This window comes from Kitasatospora sp. NPDC004272, assembly GCF_053603035.1.
In genome coordinates this window covers 22,868-39,916 of the sequence record NZ_JBSGET010000076.1, presented here as the reverse complement: position 1 = coordinate 39,916, position 17,049 = coordinate 22,868, and the positions used below count along the sequence as shown (strand labels likewise).

The following is a 17,049-nucleotide window of genomic DNA, read 5'->3' as shown; positions in this document are numbered from 1 at the left end:
GGCGGGGCGAAGGCGGCGTCGACCTGCTGCGGGCGGGCCGCGGCGGGCGCGGCGGCGTACGGCACGAGGCGTTCGCCGAGGGCGATCCGGGGGCCGGCGGCGCGCAGCGGCCGGGCGTCGGTGGCCAGCAGGAGCAGCGAGCGGCCGACCGGTTCGACCAGCGGGTAGGCCCACCACAGCACGTCGCGCGGGCGCTCCTCGCGGTCGTGCACGGTGAGCGGGCCGGCCCACGGGCCGTCCAGCACCAGGTCGTCGAGGGTGTCGAGGGCGTCGCCGCGGTGGGCCTGGCCGGTGCCGTCCGGGCGGGGGTCGACGGCGGGCAGCAGGCCGCGCGCGGCGCGGCCGAGGGTGACCTCGGCGCGGTGGCCGAACAGCTCCTCCGCGGTGCGGTTCCACAGTGCGATCCGGCCGTCCGGGTCGACCAGTACGGCGGCGACCCGGAGCAGGGCGACCACTCCGGCGGGTGGTGTGGAGTCGGGCTGGTCCACCATGGGTATCGGTCTGCCCCTTTGTTGTGCTTGCTGCTCCTCCTGGCCGGTGCGCGCGTCCTTGCGCGCGCCCTCCAATGAAGCACGGAGACGGCTGGAGGAGGTAGTCAATCGGGCAGATTCGTCCGTATCAGTTGCGTGTCGCCCGCCGTGCGCCCCCGGGGTGCTACGTCGCCACCCGATCGGGTGCGCGGCGCACCCCGGTAGGGTGGCCAGGGTGAGCGTACCGAGCGTCGAGGTGTGGGCGGACCCGGAGCGGCGGGACCTGGAGGAGCGGGTCGAGGCGGCCGAGCTGGCCTGGCTGACCCTGGACGTCGACGTGGCCACCCTGCGGGTGGAGATCGACAACTTCGCGCTGGCCCACCACCAGCTGCTCGGCCCGCTGTACGCCGAGCTGGACGAGCTGGACGCGCTGATCGCCGAGACGACGGCGGCGCTCAGCGGTGACCCGGAGGACCTGCGGCGGGCCCGGGAGGCCCGCGAGCGCGTCGAGCCCGCCGAGGAGCGCGGCCCGCGCGAGGGCGAGCCGGAGGCCCGCCGGGTGCGCCCGGACAAGGACGCCCAGCGGGTCTACCGCGAGCTGGCCCGCCGCGCCCACCCCGACCTGACCACCGACCCGGCCGAGCAGGAGCGCCGCTCGGCGTTCATCGCCCGGGTCAACGAGGCGTACGCGCTGGCCGACGCGGCGGAGCTGGAGCGGCTCGCCGAGGAGTGGTCCTCCTCCCCGGACTCGGCGCCCGCCGCGGACTCCCCCGACCGGCTGGGCTGGCTGCGCCAGCGCCTGGAGTGGCTGTCCGGCCGGATCACCGCGCTGGCGGTGGAACGGGTGCGGCTGGAACGGACCCCGATGGGCGAGCTGCTGCTGCTGCGCCCGGACGAGCCGGAGCGGCTGCTGGAGGACCTCGCCGAGCGGCTGCTGGCCACCGCCGCCGAGCGGCAGGCGCGGCTGGCCGCGCTGCTGCCCGACAATGGCCCGAACGACCCGTCCGACCACGCACCCCGGGAGAACCCCTCGATGTTCGCTCAGCTGCCCACCGCCGACGCCGCCTCGGTGCCCGCCGACGCCGTCCTGCTCGACGTCCGCGAGCAGGACGAGTGGGACGCCGGGCACGTGGACGGCGCGCTGCACATTCCGATCGGCCAGGTGGTGGCCCGCCTCGACGAGCTGCCCGAGGGGCGGCTGTACGTGATGTGCCGGGTCGGCGGGCGCTCCGCCCAGGTGGTGCAGTACCTGGTGGCGGGCGGCCGGGACGCCGTCAACGTGGACGGCGGGATGTTCGCCTGGGAGGCCGCGGGCCGTCCGATGGTGAGCGGCACCGGGCAGCAGCCGTTCGTCCTGTAGGGCGGACGCAAGGGCCCGCGCCCCTGTTCGAACGCGTGGGCGGTACGGCAGGATGGCCGCCGTGCGCGTCTGGTCCAAGCCCGCCCGGGTGGTGCTGGTGCTCGCCGGGGTGGCCCTGGGGGGCGGCGTCCTGGCGTTCCTCGGCGTGCTCTTCCTGTACGTGGCGCCCGCGAACTCGGTGTCCAAGGAGTACCGGACCCAGATCGACTGGGTGGTGTACCCGGAGTTCGAGCAGAACTGGAAGCTGTTCGCGCCGGACCCGCTGCAGCGCAACGTCACGGTGGACGCTCGGGTGCAGAGCATCGGCGCCGACGGGCAGGTCGTCACCGGCGACTGGCACGGGCTGACCGCGCAGGACTGGGCGGCGATCCGGCACGACCCGGCGCCCAGCCACCTGGACCAGAACCTGCTGCGCCGGGCCTGGGACTTCTACGAGTCCACCCACGGCGAGGGCGACGTCCGGGCGGTGCCCGGTTCGCGCGGGCAGCTGGCCGAGCAGTACCTGGAGCGGATCGCGCTGCAGCGGATCGGCGGGGACGGCGGCCGGGTGATCCAGGTCCAGCTGCGGGTCACGCTCACCGCCGTCGCCCCGCCGTCCTGGAGCACCGAGCAGGTGGACACCGCCCCGCACTCCCGCGAGCTGCCCTGGTGGCCGGTCCAGCCCGAGGACCGGGAGGGCCTGTCGTGACGGGCCCCGCCGCCGCCGTGCGGGCCGCGCTGCCGCGCCTGCTGACCACCCTCGCCCCCCACCAGGCCGCCGTGGTGCGGATCGGCGTGGCCGGCACCTGGGGCGCCTACCTGCTGCGCGAGTGGCCCAACCGGCGGGTGCTGTACGGGGACCGCTCGCCCTGGTCGGCGGCGCTGAACGAGCGGCTGCTGGCCGACACCCACGCGTTCACCGCGCTGTCCTGGAGCGACGGCCGCTGGTGGTTCGAGGCGGTCTACCTGCTGGCACTGCTGTCGGCCCTCGCGCTGGCGCTGGGCTGGCGAACCAGGGCCTCCTCGGTGCTGTTCGCGCTGACCGTGCTGTCGCTGCAGAACCGGAACGTGTTCCTCGGCGACGGCGGCGACAACCTGGTCCACCTGATGGCGATCTACCTGGTGTTCACCCGCTGCGGCCGGGTCTGGTCGCTGGACGCCCGCCGCCGGGCCCGCCGGCCCGGCAAGGACCCGTCCGAGTGGGGCGAGCCGCGGGCGTTGGCCGACGCGCTGGCCGCGATGCTGCACAACTGCGCGATGCTGGTGATCGCCGCCCAGGTGGTGCTGGTGTACGCCACGGCCGGTTGGTACAAGGTGCAGGGCTCCCGCTGGCAGGACGGCACCGCGGTCTTCTACCCGCTGAAGCTGGGCTACTTCACGCCCTGGCCGGAGCTGTCCGGGCTGCTCGGCGGCAGCCTGCTGGTCACCTTCGCGCTGACCTACGGCACCGTGGTCATGCAGGTCGGCTTCCCGTTCTCGCTGGCCGCGCGGCGGCTGAAGAACGTGCTGCTGGCGGTGATGGTGGTCGAGCACCTGGCGATCGCGCTGCTGCTCGGGCTGCCGTTCTTCTCGCTGGCGATGGTCTCCGCGGACGCGGTGTTCCTGCCGACCGCCTTCCTGCTGGCGGTGCAGGGGCGGGCGGCGGCGTGGTGGGCGGCCCGGCGGGCGGCGGGGCCGGCGGGTGAACCGGCCGGACCGGGGGCCGGGCCGGTGGGGGAGGCGGCCGGGCCGGCGGGTGAACCGGCCGGGCCGGTGGAAGCGGTGGCGGCCGAGCCGGCGGGCGGGTCGGACGGCTGAGGGGCCGGGCGGCCGACGGGTCGCCGCGCGAAAAGTGGTTAAGCTCACGGTATGTCCTGGTTCACCGCCCTGCGCGACACCGCGAAGGCCGGGCTGACCGTGGACCGCTCGCTGACCAACCCGAAGCGGGCGCTGCGCGGGGCGGTGGCGGCCGCGCTGGTGGTCTTCCCGACGCTGCTGCTGTTCGGGCCCGCGCAGGCCACCTCGGCGGCGATGGGCGCGTTCATCGCGGGCACCGCGACCTTCCAGCGCTCGTTCCGGCCGCGCGCCTCGCTGGCGCTGGTGGCCGCCGCCGGGCTGGGCCTGTCGACCTTCCTGGGCTACGTGGCGGTCGGCATCCCGGGCGCGTACCCGGTGCTGCTGGCGCTGTGGGCGTTCGGCGCCGGGCTGGCCTGGGCGATCGGGCCGACCGCGGGCGTGGTCGCCGCCAACACGCTGGCGGTGATGATGGTGGTGGTGCAGCTGCCGGTGTCGGTGCCCACCGCGATCGAGCACGGGCTGCTCTGCTCGGTCGGCGGCGCGGTCCAGGCCCTGGTGGTGACGCTCTGGCCGATCGACAGCTGGCGGGCCCAGCGCGACGCGCTGGCCGACATCTACGCCGGGCTCGGCGACTACGCCCGCCGGCTGCGGCACGACCCGGTGGCGCAGGTCGATCCGGAGCCGTTCATCGTCGGCCGGCAGGCCGCCAAGCTGACCGCCCGGCAGGCCCGGCGCCGCCCGCCCGAGCTGCGCGGGCTGCGGACCATCGCCGAGCGGATCCGCCCGGCGCTGGCGGCGCTGGCCGATCCGCGGGTCGGGGCCGCCGAGGAGGGCCCCGAGCGGGACCGGGCCCGGGAGGTGCTGGCCGCCGCCGCCGAGGTGCTGGACGCGCTGACCCGGGCGATCCGCAGCGGCGACCCGCTCCGGCTGCCCAAGGACACCCCGGGTCTGACGCTGGCCCGCCCCGGCAGCGGCAGCGGCGAGGACCTGCTGCGCGGCGGCGCCCGCCGCTCGGCCCGCCGGCTCTCCGGTCTGCTGGGCCGGGCCGCCGACCGGCTCGACCGGCAGGACCGCGGCACCGTGCAGACCCGCACCGAGCCCACCACCGGCCTGCGCCGCCCGCCGCTGGCCAAGGTCGCGCCCGCCGCGCTGGCCACCGTCGGGCGGCAGCTGCACCGGCACTCGGCGATCTTCCACCACGCGGCGCGGATGGCGGTGGTGGTGACCTCCGCCTACCTGGCGGCCCGGCTGCTGCGGATCGAGCACGGCTACTGGGCGCCGATGACCACGGCGATGGTGATGCGCCCGGACTTCGCGCAGACCTTCAGCCGCGGCGTGGCCCGGGTGGCCGGGACGGCCGCCGGGGTGCTGCTGTCCACCACCGTGGTGCAGCTGTTCGACCCGGGGGACTGGGTGCTGGCGGTGCTGGCGGTGTGCTGCATGGGCCTGGCCTACCTGACCATGCGCACCGGGTACGCGGTGACCACGGTGGCGATCTCCTCGTACGTGGTGTTCCTGCTCGGCCTGCAGCCGGGCGACCCGGTGCGGCTGGCGGTGGACCGGGTGTCGATGACGCTGCTGGGCGGGTTCATCGCGCTCGCCGCGTACGCGCTGTTCCCGACCTGGCAGACCGCCCGGCTGCCGGAGCGGTTGGCGGAGTGGCTGGCCTCGGCGGGGCGGTACGCGGCGGCGGTGTTCACCGCGTACGGGGATCCGGCGGGCGGGCACGCCACGGCGGACGTGCGGCCGGCGCTGCTGGACGTGCGGGAGGCGCGCAGCGAGATGCTGGCGGCGCTGGACCGGGCCGAGGTGGAGCCGGTGCGGCACGACGAGCAGGTGCTGCGGGAGCTGAGCCGCAAGCAGTTCGACAAGGCCCGGTCGGCGGTCGGCATGCTGGACCGCTCCACCGTCCTGCTGGAGGCCCACCTGCCGGGGGAGGACGCCCCGGCGGTGCCCGGCGCCGCCGCGTTCGGCGAGGAGCTGCGGGACGCCACCGCGCTGGCCGCCGCCGCGGTGCTGCTCGGCCAGGACGTCGACTTCACCCTGCTGCGCGAGGCCCACCGGACCTGGGACCACCAGCTGGCCGGGCTGCCCCGGGACGACCGGATCGACGTCACCCGGGCCGGGGCCCGGCTGGTCATGCAGGCCCTGACCGAGCTGGAGCGCTCGGTGCGGACGCGGCAGCGGGCGGCCCGGCCCGAGCCCGTACCGTTGGGGGCGTGAGCGACACCTCGGTGCCCCAGCTGGGCGAGCAGTACGACGACCTTGGCGACGACCGGGAGATCGGCGTCGGCCCGCACCCGGAGCCGTGGCCCGCCGACCCCCGGCTGGACCCGGAACTGCTGGCCGCGGGCGACCGGCGCAACGTGGTGGACGGCTACCGGTACTGGCGGCACGAGGCGATCGTCGCGGACCTGGACACCCGGCGGCACGGCTTCCACGTCGCGGTCGAGAACTGGCAGCACGACTTCAACATCGGCTCGGTGGTGCGCACCGCGAACGCCTTCCTGGCCGAGGAGGTGCACATCGTCGGGCGGCGGCGGTGGAACCGGCGCGGGGCCATGGTCACCGACCGCTACCAGCACGTGCGCCACCACGGCTCGGTGGCCTCGCTGGCCGCCTTCGCCGCGGAGCGCGGGCTGCCGGTGATCGGGATCGACAACCTGCCGGGCGCGGTGCCGCTGGAGACCTTCCGGCTGCCGGAGCGCTGCGTGCTGCTGTTCGGGCAGGAGGGGCCGGGGCTGACCGCCGAGGCGTGGGAGCACGCGGCGGCGGTCTGCTCGATCGCGCAGTTCGGCTCGACGCGTTCGATCAACGCGGGCGCGGCCGCCGCGATCGCCATGCACGCCTGGGTGCGGGAGCACGCCGCGGTCTCCTGAGCGCGGCGGGCCCCCGCCGGGGGCGGCTCAGGAGAACAGCAGCTTCCAGGTGTGCGGGCCGGGGTAGCCGTCGGCCTCGGCGCCGCTCCAGCCCCGGGCGCGCTGGAAGGCGGCCACGTTCAGGCGGTCGGCCTCGCCCCAGTCCCGGCTCGGGCCCTCCCGGTAGGCGGCGCCGAAGCCCTTGGCGACCAGCTGCCGCCCGAGCAGCAGCACGTCGTCGTTGACCTTGCCGGGGCCGAACCGGTCGGCGCCGGGGAAGGCCGGGGCCTGCGCGGGCGGCGGGGGCTTCGGGGTGCCGGGGTCGGCCGGGGTGGCGGGGGTCGGGGCGGTCGCGGGCGGGATGTCCTTGCCCTTGTGGTGCACCAGGTAGTCCCAGGTGTCCTTGCCCGGGTAGCCGTCCGCCTCGGTGCCGCGCCAGCCCTGCGCCAGCTGGAACGCCTCGGTGGCCTTCCGGTCGGCCTCGCCCCAGTCCGGGCTGGGGCCCTCCCGGTAGAACCGGCCGCCGCCGCGCTCGACCAGCATCTTCCCCAGCCGGGTCACGTACGGGTTGACCTGGCCGGGCCCGAACTTGTCCGCCCCGGGGAAGGCGTCGGAGTCCGGCGCGGGCATCGGCTGGCTCAGCCCCTTGTAGCGGTAGGGGAGGTAGCCGCTCGCGTTGCTCCAGTACGCGTACGGGGTGCTGCGCTTGGTGGTGCCGGGGCGGGTCTGCTCCAGGGCGGTGTACTTGGTGCGGGCGGCGTCCACCCAGCCGCCGAACAGGACGGTGTGCGAGCCGCCCTCCGGGTCCTTGGGGTTGTTGTAGACCAGCGCGTCGCCGGGCTGGAGGTCGTCCTTGGTGATCCGGTCGGCGAAGTCCGGCAGCGTCCAGGTGGTCTGGCTGCTGCCCAGGCCCCAGGCCATCGAGACGAAGCCCGAGCAGTCCTGCCGGTAGCCGTCCGACCAGTACGTGTTCATGCTGTACGGCACCTTCCGGTCCACCCAGGTCTGCGCCCGGCGCAGGATCTCGGCCCGGGTGGTGGCGGGCTGGACGGCTATGGAGCGGTGGGCGGCGGGGTCCGCGCCGTAGGGTCCGGCCACCTCGCCCTGCGGGGAGTCGGGTATCAGCGGGCTGCTGTCGGTGCGCGGCGCGGCCGCGGCCGGGGCGGCCGCGGAGCCGCCCAGCACGCCGCCGGCGGCGGCCAGCAGGAAGGCCGCGCGGCGGGCCCCGAGGGGGCGGCGGCGGGGCGAGCGGACGGCGTGCAGCCGGGCCCGGCGGCGGTCGGCGCAGCCGCCGCAGGCGCAGGAGTCGTCCGGTTCGACATCGCTGAACTCCATCAGCACGGGTGGGTCCCGCCTTTCCTCGTGAGCTCGCTGAGTGGGACTCACGTTCCCCGGGGGAGGTGGCGCGGACCACCTGATGGGGCGTCCGACAGGGCGGTTCGGGTGAACGCGCGCACCGCGGGGTCGGGCGTGGCGAGGGGCGAAACGGGGCCAATGGGATGAAAGGGGCGAAAGTGCACGAAGTGGAAGGAAAGGTAATAAAGGGGAGCGAATGGGAAGCAAAGGGAAGGATAGGGAAGATTCGGGAGGGAAGCGGCGGGCGAGGGGGGACTACTCCCACTGCCAGCGGATGCCGATCTGGCCGGGCTGCTGGTCGGCGGTGAGCACGTGGGCGCTGGCCGAGGCGCCGATCCACAGCGGTTCGCGGTGGCGGTCGACCTCGGTGCCCGGGGCGCGGTCGAAGCGTTCGCACTGGACCGGGACGGCGGCGGGGTCGAAGTGCACCTGCAGGACGTACTCGCGCACCGGGGCGGGGAAGAACCGGCCGTAGTCGGTGGTGGGGCCGGAGTCGGGGATCTGCACCTCGTACTCCAGGACGGTGGAGTCGCCCAGTGCCAGCGGCCGGTCGAGCAGCAGCTCGGCGACCAGCAGGCCGCTCAGCGGGCGGCGGCGGACCCGGCCGAGCCGGGCGTGCCGGACGGAGGTGATCTCGGGACAGCTCTGCACGCCCTCGTCGGCCTTGTGGACGACCACGTGCCGGGTGACGCCGTCCACGGTGGCCCGCACCACCTGGCGCATCCGCAGCAGGTGGCCGCGGCGGGAGGCGTCGACGTAGTAGGCGTCGTGGATGGACTGGCGCTCCAGCTGGCCGGCCGGCGGGGCGTCGAGCTCGGCGAACACCTCGACCAGTTCGGCCTGGCCGGGCCAGACCTGTTCCAGCCGCAGGCCGTCGGGGGCCGGTCCCTGGGTGACCCAGCGGCCGCGCGGGCGGGGCGGGCCGAGCAGGGCGGTGAGCGCGGTGTGGCGCAGCCCGAGCAGCTCCTCCAGCAGGTGCACGGCGCGCAGCGAGGTGGCGCGTTCGGGCTGGCTGCGGCCGCGCCGCCAGTAACTGAGCGTGGTGACGCTGACCCTGACGCCCTGTTTGGCGAGCGCGGCGCGGATCCGGTCGAGACTGAGGCCGCTGTTCTCGACGGCGGCGTTCAGCACCTCGGCGAAACCGCCGGGCGGGGCCGGCGCGGTCGGAGCGGTCGGCGGGGCCGGCGCGGCCTGGGGGGTCCGGGAGGGCTGCGGGGTCCGGGAGGGCTGCGGGGCCGGTGCGGCGGCCGGGGCCGGTGCGGTCGGCGGGACGGGCGGCGGCGGTTCGCCGCTGTGGTCGCGCTGTCCGACCAGTCGGAGCCGGCCGGCGTGCTGCGGTTGTTGCGAGCCCATGCGACACCTTCCCCACCCGGCGGGTTCGGCGGGATCACCCCCGGCGCCACGGTGCTCGGCGGTGCTTCGGTGGTGCGTCGCCGAGCGTGTGGGAACCCTATGAGGGTTGAGAGGCTACGTCATTAATCAGGACATATGACAGTGGTCACGACAAGCATTTCGCAAGCGGACCGAACCGGCAACACTGCCGACACGCCAGGTGCCGGGAGAGCCCCGGAGGGCCTCCCGGCACCGCTGTCGGCGAGGGGTCAGGACACGTTGAGCGCGGTGTCGTCGACCACGAACGAGGTCTGCAGCGAGGAGTCCTCGACGCCGGTGAACTTCACCGCGACGCTCTGCCCGGCGTAGGCGCTCAGGTCGATCGTCCGCTGCGCGTAGCCGGTGCCGCGGTCCAGGTTGGAGTAGGTCGCGACGGTGGTGCCGTTCACCGAGACGGTCAGCTTGTCGTACGCCGTCGTGGTGGTGGTCTCGGCGGTGTCCACGTGCAGCCAGAAGCTCAGCTTGGCGGTGCAGCCGGACGGGACGGACACCGTCTGGGCGAGGCTGTCGGTGTGGGCGGAGCCGTAGCCGTTCAGCCACGCCTTCCAGGAGCCGCCGTGCGCGGCCTCGGAGGTGGAGTTGTCGACCACGCCGGTGGAGGAGGTCCAGGGCGCGGCGCTGCCGGTCTCGAAGCCGGGGTTGCCGAGCAGCTGGGCGGCGGTGCAGGAGCCGGTGGGCGGCGGGGTGGTGCCGCCGGAGCCGAGCAGGGCGGCGGCCAGGCCGTCGGCGACCGGGCTGCCCCAGCCGGTGACCTGGTCGTAGCCGGTCCTGGTGCCGAAGTCCTGGTTTGCGCCGCTGGTGACGTCGTGGAAGGCGCTGCCGTAGGAGGCGGAGTTGGTGACGGCGTAGATCTTCGGGTTGGCCTCGCCGAGCACCGGCTTGGCGGCGGCCAGCGCCTTCTGGTTGTACAGCGCGGCGAAGCCGGACCACAGCGGGGCCGCCGCCGAGGTGCCGCCGTAGACCTGCCAGCCGGGGCTGGAGCTGCCCTGGGTGTAGATCGCGAAGCCGCTGTTCGGGTCGGCGTTCGAGGCGACGTCCGGGACGGTGCGCATGGTGCCGGTGACGTTGGTGCCGGTCTGCCAGCTCGGCTTGGCGAACTGGGTGGAGACCCCGCCGCCCGCCGTCGACCAGGCGCTCTCCGAGCTGTACGCGGTGCCGGAGACCTTCAGGTTGGTGCCGCCGACGCCGGTGTCGTAGGGGCTGGAGGCGGGGAAGTCCACGGCCTTCACGGTCGAGCCGGAGGTCGAGCGGGTGCAGTCCCGGGAGCCGTCGTCGCCGGAGGCCGAGAAGATCGAGATGCCCTGGGCGGCGGCCTGCTTGAAGGAGTTGTTCACCGCGGTCATCGAGGAGGCGGTGGTGTCCGGCTCGCAGGAGCCCCAGGAGATGGAGATCACCGAGACCCGGTTGTCCGAGACGATCTTGGCGGCCATGTCGATCTCGCCCTGGTCGCTGTTGGGCGCCTCGTACACCAGCTGGGTGGCCTTCGGGGCGACGCCGCGGACGATCTCGGAGTCCAGCTCCACCTCGCCCTGGCCGTCGCCGGGCTTGGCGTCGTAGTTCGCGCCGTCCACCGACACGGTGCTCACCGCCGGGCCGGACAGGCCGAACTGGCTGTCGTAGGTGGTCAGGTTCGAGGACTTGTAGCCGTCGAACTCCCAGAGCGCCACGGTGGAGCCGGTGCCGTCCGCGCCCAGCTGGTTCAGCCGGTACGCGCCGTCGTACGTCGCCGGGCCGAAGCCGGACGGGGTGGCGTGCGGGGCGGACGCCCGCGGCTCCGCCAGCCGGGTGGTGCGCACGGTGTGGTCGTTCAGGCCGCTGACGCCCTCGACCACGCCCGCCAGCGCGGCCGGCACCGAGGCGGCGGCGTCGTTGGCGAAGAACGTCCGGCCGCCCTGCTGCGGGTCGGTGTACGTCGACTCGTGGGTGCCGAAGGCGGCGGAGAGCTGCGCGCTGGTGCCGGTGGCGTTCACCACCTGGCGGTTGGCGCTGACCGAGTCGACCTTCAGCCCCTGGGCGGTGAGGAAAGCCCGGACCTGCTCGACACCGGCCGCGGTCGGACCGAACCGGTCGGTGAATTGCGCGGGCGTCAGGTAGTGCCCGTATTCGGCGGTGCCGGGGGTGGCGACCGCGGTGAGGAAAGCGTCCAGTGCTGCGGTGTCGCGCAGTTTCAGCGAGACCGCCACGGATATCCGGCGGTCGGCCGGGACGTCGCCCTGCCGGTGCGAGCGGGCGACGGCCGGGGTGACGGTCTGCGGCAGGGCCACCCGGGCGGTGGCGTTGGGGGAGGGGGCGGCCTGGGCGGTTGCGGTGCCCAGGGAGACGGCGGCGAGGGGAAGGACCGCGAGGGCGGCGGCAAGGGCGAGCGAGCGGGGTCGCACGGGCTCCTCCGGAAATCTGGCGGCGTTCCGGGTTTCGAAAACGCTCGCCAGAATCTCTCAGAGAACTCGCGGGAAAAGGCCCATGCCCGGGCAATTGCTTACTAAAAAACAGTCAACTGTGAAGCGTGAATTCAATTCAGTGAATTGGCCCTATTTCGCTCCGGTGCACACTGAATGTCAGGGGCGGCCGAGCCACTGGCTCAGCGCCGCCCGCAGCTCGCCCCTGGTCGGATCGGCGCAGGCCCAGGCCGCGTGCCCGTCCGGACGGACCAGCAGCACGGTGTCGCGCAGCTTGCCGTGCGGGTCGGCGGGGGCCGCGGTGACCACCCGCTCCGCCCAGGAGTCCGCCACCGACAGCTCGTCGTTGCTGACCAGCACCGCCTTCCCGGAGCGCAGCGCCTCGTGCAGCCGGGCCGGGCCGCCCGGCGCGTCCACCGCCAGGCGCAGGTCCGGGACCCGGCGGCCGACCAGCGGGTGGGCGCCCTTCTCGGCCGGGTAGGCGTACCCGAGGCCGGAGACCTGCTTGGCGCCCAGCTCGGCCAGCGGGCCCAGGTGGTCGGCGGCCGCGCCGATCGCCGAGCGCAGCACCCGGGTCGGGGCGTGCCGGCCCTGGGCGAGCCGGACCAGGGCGCCGGAGGAGCGCAGCACCGCCCGGCCGACCGGGTGGCGCTCGGTCTGGTAGGTGTCCAGCAGGGCGTCGGGGGACCAGCCGCGGAGCACCGAGGCCAGCTTCCAGCTCAGGTTGGCGGCGTCCTGCAGGCCGGTGTTCATGCCCTGGCCGCCGGCCGGGGAGTGGCAGTGCGCGGCGTCCCCCGCGAGCAGCACCCGGCCGGAGCGGTAGCTGGGGGCCTGGCGCTCGTCGCTGTGGAAGCGGGAGGTCCAGCGGACCTCGCCCAGGCCGAGGTCCCGGCCCGTCACCTCGCGCAGCAGGTCGGCGAGTTCGCCCGGCACCACCGGCTCGGAGTCCGGCACCTGGTGCTCGCGGCTCCAGCCGATCACCCGGTACCAGCCGTCGCCGAACGGGGCCAGGAAGGCGAAGCCGGCCTCGCCCGCGCCCGCCGTCAGCGGCTCCTCGGGCGCGTGCTCCAGCCGGACGTCGGCCAGCATCACCGAACGCACCACCGACTCGCCGGGGAACGGGACGCCCAGCAGGTCGCGCACCGCGGAGTGCACGCCGTCCGCGCCGACCGCGTAGCGGGCCCGGAGGCTCCGCTCGGTGCCGTCGGCGGTGCGGGCGGTCAGCGTGACGCCCGCGGCGTCCTGCCGCAGGCCGGTCACCTCGGTGCCGCGGCGCAGTTCGGCACCGGCCTTGACGGCCCGTTCGCGCAGCACCCGCTCGGTGTTGTACTGCGGGGTGACCAGCACGAACGGGAAGCGGGTGGGCAGGCCGGCGAAGTCGACCCGGAGCCGGCCGAACACCCGCATCGAGGGCACCGGGCGGCCGGTGGCGATCAGCTCGTCGGCCAGGCCGCGGGCGTCCAGCAGCTCCAGGGTGCGGGCGTGCACGGCGAACGCCCTGGTCAGGCCGGACTCCTCGGCCCGCTTCTCCAGCACCGTGACCCGCAGCCCGGCCGCGGCCAGGTCGCCGGCCAGCAACAGGCCGGTCGGGCCGGCGCCGACCACCAGCACGTCCGCGGTGAACTCCGTCTCGGACATCCGTCTCTCCCGTTCGTCTTGCAGCCAGGGCCGGTGCGGGCGCCGGCCGGAGTCCACGGAGCCCGGGTTCTCAGCGCGCTCTCAGGCTGCCATCATCGCGGGCCCATCAGGGACTGTGAACCTCCTTCCCATGACACAGCCAGCGATGCGCCAGACCCTGCGGCCCGTCCCGGCGGTCGACGGCCGAGACCCGGCCGACACCGTGGTGAGGACCAGGCTCGTGGAGATCGTCGTACCCGTGTACAACGAGCAGCACTCGCTGGAGCGCTGCGTCCGTGAGCTGCACGCCTACCTCGCGGAGACCTTCCCGTACGACTACCTGATCACCGTGGCGGACAACGCCTCGGTCGACGGCACCTGGGAGGTCGCCACCGCGCTGGCCGCGGAGCTCGGGCCGGTGCGCGCCGTGCACCTCGACCTCAAGGGGCGGGGGCGGGCGCTGCGGCAGGTGTGGGGCGACAGCGAGGCCGACGTGGTGGCCTACATGGACGTCGACCTGTCGACCGGGCTGGAGGCGTTCCTGCCGCTGGTCGCGCCGCTGCTGTCCGGGCACAGCGACCTGGCCATCGGCAGCCGGCTGCACCGCGGCTCGGCGGTGGTGCGCGGGCCCAAGCGGGAGTTCATCTCGCGCACCTACAACTTCCTGCTCCGGGCCACCATGGCGGCCAAGTTCTCCGACGCCCAGTGCGGGTTCAAGGCGGGCCGCACCGAGGTGGTCAAGCGGCTGCTGGAGCAGGTCGAGGACAACGCCTGGTTCTTCGACACCGAGCTGCTGCTGCTCGCCGAAGCCTCCGGGCTGCGGATCCACGAGGTGCCGGTGGACTGGGTGGACGACCCGGACAGCCGGGTCGACATCGTCCGCACCGTCGTCGACGACCTCAAGGGCATGGCCCGGGTCGCCCGGCGCACCCTGGCCGGCAAGGGCGGCGTCGACCTGCCCGACCGGGTCCGGCGGGCGCAGGTGCCGCCCGGCCTCGGCTGGCAGTCCGTCAGCTTCGCGGTGATCGGCGGCCTGTGCACGCTGGCCTACCTGCTGCTGTTCCTGGGGGTGCGGCAGCTGGTGCCCGCGCTGGTCGCCAACGCGCTGGCGCTGGCCGTCACCGCGGTCTTCAACACCGCCGCCAACCGGCGTTTCACCTTCGGCGTGACCGGCCGCCGGGACGCCCTCAAGCACCAACTGGAGGGCGGGCTGGCCTTCCTGGTCGGACTGGTCCTCACCAGCGGCGCCGTCGCCGTCCTGCACGCCGCCTCGCCGGACGCCGGGCACGGGGTGGAGCTGGTGGTGCTGGTGGCGGCGAACGCGGCCGCGACGCTGGTGCGGTTCGTGCTGCTGCGGGTGTGGGTGTTCAACCCCCGTCGTTCGTAGGGAACCTGACGACTCCCTGTCCGCTCCCCCCGGACAGGGTGCGGGCCCGGACGCTGTTGTGGGACGGCGTCCGGGCCCGCTTTTCGCTTTTTCGCTGCCGGGCCGGGCCGCGGTGGCGGGGCGCCTCCGGGAGGTGTGACGCGGGACACAGCGACCGATGTCACGAACGGGAGGGCAGCTCGCGTCTGGTGGTCGTCCGCACGGCGGAGACGACCAACGGAAAGAGGCGGCAGATGGACAGCACGGTGGCACCGCGACGGCACGAGGTCCTGGTCCTGGGGGCCGGCTACGCCGGGCTCGCGGCCGCGGTCCAGCTCGCGGCCCGCACCCGCGGGCGCGACGACCTGCGGGTGACCCTGGTCAACCCGTACGACACCTTCACCGAGCGGATGCGGCTGCACACGGCCGCCACCGGCCGGCGGACCGCGGAGCTGAGCATCCCGGAACTGCTGGACGGCACCGGCGCCGATTTCGTCCGCGGCTGGGTCACCGCCGTGGACGCCGGGGCGCGGACCGTCCGGATCGACGACGACCGCGTCCTGCGCTACGACACCCTGGTCTACGGCCTGGGCAGCGTCGCGGACACCGCCGTCCCCGGCGCGGCCGAGCACGCCCACACCCTCGACGACCGGGAGGGCGCCGCCGTCCTCGCCGACCGGCTCGACCGGCTGGCCCGGCGCGGCGCCGGAACGGTCGTGGTCGGCGGCAGCGGCCTCACCGGCGTCGAGGCCGCCGCGGAGATCGCCGAACGGCACCCGGAGCTCACCGTCGTGCTGCTCGGCCGGGACGCGCCGGGCGCGGGCACCCGTCCCAGGGCCAGGGCCCACCTGGACACGGCCCTCGCCCGCCTCGGCGTGCGGGTGCGCACCGGCGTCGAGGTGACCGGGGTGCTGCCGGACGGCGTCCTCCTCGCGGACGGCACCCGCGTCCCGGCCGACGCGGTGCTGTGGACCAGCGGCACCCGCGTCCCGCCGCTGGCCGCCGCCGCGGGCCTGACCGTCGACGGACGCGGCCGGGTGGTCACCGACCGCGCGCTGCGCTCGGTCTCGCACCCGGACGTCTACGCGGTGGGCGACGCGGCGGCGGTCCGCCAGGGCTACGGCATGATGCACGGGACCTGCCAGGGCGGCATGCCCACCGGCGTGCACGCGGCCCTCGCGATCCTGCGCACCCTGGCCGGGAAGGAGCCCCGGGACTTCCGCTTCGGCTACTACCACACCCCCGTCAGCCTGGGCCGCGACGACGCCGTCGTGCAGTTCACCCACCCCGACGGCAGCCCGCGCCGGATCGTGCTGACCGGCCGGTGGGCCGCCAAGTACAAGGAGACGGTCACCGCCTCGCCGTGGCCGACCTTCATCCGGATGAAGAAGACGCCCGCCTCGGGCGCGATCTGGCCGCGCGGCGGCCGCCACACCCGCACCAGGAGCGCGAAGTGACCCAGCCAGTGACCGGCCCGCGGCCGGACGACCCCGACCAGCTCGCCTTCCAGCGCCACCGCACCCTGATCTTCTCGGTCGCCTACCGCGTCCTCGGCAGCGCCGCCGACGCCGAGGACGCCGTCCAGGACGCCTGGCTGAAGTGGTCGGCGGCCGACCGCTCCCGGGTCGCCGACCCCAGGGCCTACCTGTCCCGGATCGTCACCAACCTGGCGATGGAACGGCTCCGCTCGACCCGCCACCAGCGCGAGGCGTACGTCGGGCCGTGGCTGCCCGAACCGGTCCTCACCGGCCCGGACGCGGCCGACGGCGTCGCCGCGGCGGACTCGGTCTCCACCGCCCTGCTGGTCGTCCTGGAGACGCTCAGCCCGCTGGAGCGCGCCGTCTTCGTGCTGAAGGAGGTCTTCGCCTTCGGCTACGCCGAGATCGCGCAGGCGGTGGAGCGCTCGGAACCGGCGGTCCGGCAGGCCGCGCACCGCGCCCGCGAGCACGTCCGGGCCCGCCGGCCGCGCTTCACCGCGGACCGCGCCCGCCAACGCGACGTCACCGAGCGCTTCCTGGCGGCCGCGACCGGCGGCGACCTCAACACCCTGATGGAACTGCTCTCCCCGGACGTGACGGTGTGGACCGACGGCGGCGGCAAGGTCCGCCAGGCCCTCAAGCCGGTCATCGGCCGGCAGACCGTGGCCAACTGGTTCGCCGCCCTCGGCACCGCCACCTACCAGGGCGTCGAGCCCGACCGGATGCGGGCCGAACTCACCACGATCAACGGCGGCCCCGGCGTGGTCTTCCGCGGCCCCGACCGGGTGATGGCCACACTGACCTTTGACTTCGACCCGGAGGGCCGGATCTCGACCATCCACAACGTGGCCAACCCCGACAAGCTGCGCGCCGTCGAGGACGGCACCCGGTACGACCTCGGCTGAGCACCTCCGCCGGCCCGGCGGGTCGGGCGGGTGATCGGAGGCGGGCAGAGAAAGAAAATTCTCCTGCTGAATGTGGTGATTGACGACCAGTCAGGT

13 protein-coding genes are annotated in these 17,049 nt (G+C 74.7%); 8 read left to right on the top strand and 5 right to left on the bottom strand.

Annotated features, from left to right (window positions below):
- Positions 1 to 491, bottom strand: a 491-nt coding sequence (locus tag ACWEO5_RS22935; RefSeq protein ID WP_452164156.1) for a PAS domain-containing protein, incomplete at its 3' end; no start/stop codon positions are given.
- Between the two features lie 214 nt (positions 492 to 705).
- Between ACWEO5_RS22935 and ACWEO5_RS22930 the strand changes: the two genes are divergently transcribed.
- The 5 genes from ACWEO5_RS22930 (at position 706) to ACWEO5_RS22910 (ending at position 6,464) form a co-directional block, all read left to right on the top strand.
- Entirely contained in the window at positions 706 to 1,830 is a 1,125-nt protein-coding gene (locus ACWEO5_RS22930; protein WP_452164155.1) for a rhodanese-like domain-containing protein, read from the top strand.
- Positions 1,831 to 1,891: 61 nt separating this feature from the next.
- On the top strand, positions 1,892 to 2,518 hold the full coding sequence (locus tag ACWEO5_RS22925; RefSeq protein WP_452164154.1) for a DUF5819 family protein: 627 nt from the start codon (positions 1,892 to 1,894) through the stop codon (positions 2,516 to 2,518).
- Entirely contained in the window at positions 2,515 to 3,606 is a 1,092-nt protein-coding gene (locus tag ACWEO5_RS22920; RefSeq protein WP_452164153.1) for an HTTM domain-containing protein, read from the top strand. Before ACWEO5_RS22925 ends, ACWEO5_RS22920 begins: the two co-directional genes overlap by 4 nt.
- A 51-nt stretch (positions 3,607 to 3,657) precedes the next feature.
- Complete coding sequence (locus ACWEO5_RS22915) at positions 3,658 to 5,808, top strand: FUSC family protein (protein WP_452164152.1); 2,151 nt, start codon at positions 3,658 to 3,660, stop codon at positions 5,806 to 5,808.
- Positions 5,805 to 6,464 carry a TrmH family RNA methyltransferase gene (locus ACWEO5_RS22910; RefSeq protein ID WP_452164150.1) on the top strand — a complete coding sequence of 220 codons (660 nt, stop codon included), beginning with the start codon at positions 5,805 to 5,807 and terminating at the stop codon, positions 6,462 to 6,464. Before ACWEO5_RS22915 ends, ACWEO5_RS22910 begins: the two co-directional genes overlap by 4 nt.
- Before the next feature lie 27 nt (positions 6,465 to 6,491).
- Here the strand turns inward: ACWEO5_RS22910 and ACWEO5_RS22905 are convergent, their stop codons facing one another.
- The 4 genes from ACWEO5_RS22905 to ACWEO5_RS22890 form a co-directional block, all read right to left on the bottom strand.
- Positions 6,492 to 7,778, bottom strand: coding sequence for a peptidoglycan-binding protein (locus ACWEO5_RS22905; protein WP_452164149.1), 1,287 nt, complete (start codon positions 7,776 to 7,778; stop codon positions 6,492 to 6,494).
- Positions 7,779 to 8,054: 276 nt separating this feature from the next.
- On the bottom strand, positions 8,055 to 9,152 hold the full coding sequence (locus ACWEO5_RS22900; protein WP_452164148.1) for an XRE family transcriptional regulator: 1,098 nt from the start codon (positions 9,150 to 9,152) through the stop codon (positions 8,055 to 8,057).
- Positions 9,153 to 9,400: 248 nt separating this feature from the next.
- Positions 9,401 to 11,569, bottom strand: a complete 2,169-nt coding sequence (locus ACWEO5_RS22895; protein WP_452164147.1) for a protease pro-enzyme activation domain-containing protein — start codon at positions 11,567 to 11,569, stop codon at positions 9,401 to 9,403.
- A 177-nt stretch (positions 11,570 to 11,746) separates the two neighbouring features.
- Positions 11,747 to 13,225: an FAD-dependent monooxygenase gene (locus tag ACWEO5_RS22890; RefSeq protein ID WP_452164146.1), complete on the bottom strand. Its 1,479-nt coding sequence runs from the start codon at positions 13,223 to 13,225 to the stop codon at positions 11,747 to 11,749.
- A 130-nt stretch (positions 13,226 to 13,355) separates the two neighbouring features.
- Here ACWEO5_RS22890 and ACWEO5_RS22885 point away from each other — a divergent pair, with 130 nt between their 5' ends.
- The 3 genes from ACWEO5_RS22885 (at position 13,356) to ACWEO5_RS22875 (ending at position 16,953) form a co-directional block, all read left to right on the top strand.
- Positions 13,356 to 14,591 carry a glycosyltransferase gene (locus ACWEO5_RS22885; protein WP_452164145.1) on the top strand — a complete coding sequence of 412 codons (1,236 nt, stop codon included), beginning with the start codon at positions 13,356 to 13,358 and terminating at the stop codon, positions 14,589 to 14,591.
- A 233-nt stretch (positions 14,592 to 14,824) separates the two neighbouring features.
- On the top strand, positions 14,825 to 16,027 hold the full coding sequence (locus ACWEO5_RS22880; protein ID WP_452164144.1) for an NAD(P)/FAD-dependent oxidoreductase: 1,203 nt from the start codon (positions 14,825 to 14,827) through the stop codon (positions 16,025 to 16,027).
- Positions 16,024 to 16,953, top strand: a complete 930-nt coding sequence (locus tag ACWEO5_RS22875) for an RNA polymerase sigma-70 factor (RefSeq protein ID WP_452164143.1) — start codon at positions 16,024 to 16,026, stop codon at positions 16,951 to 16,953. The genes ACWEO5_RS22880 and ACWEO5_RS22875 overlap by 4 nt, the downstream gene beginning before the upstream one ends.
- Positions 16,954 to 17,049: the final 96 nt, after the last annotated feature.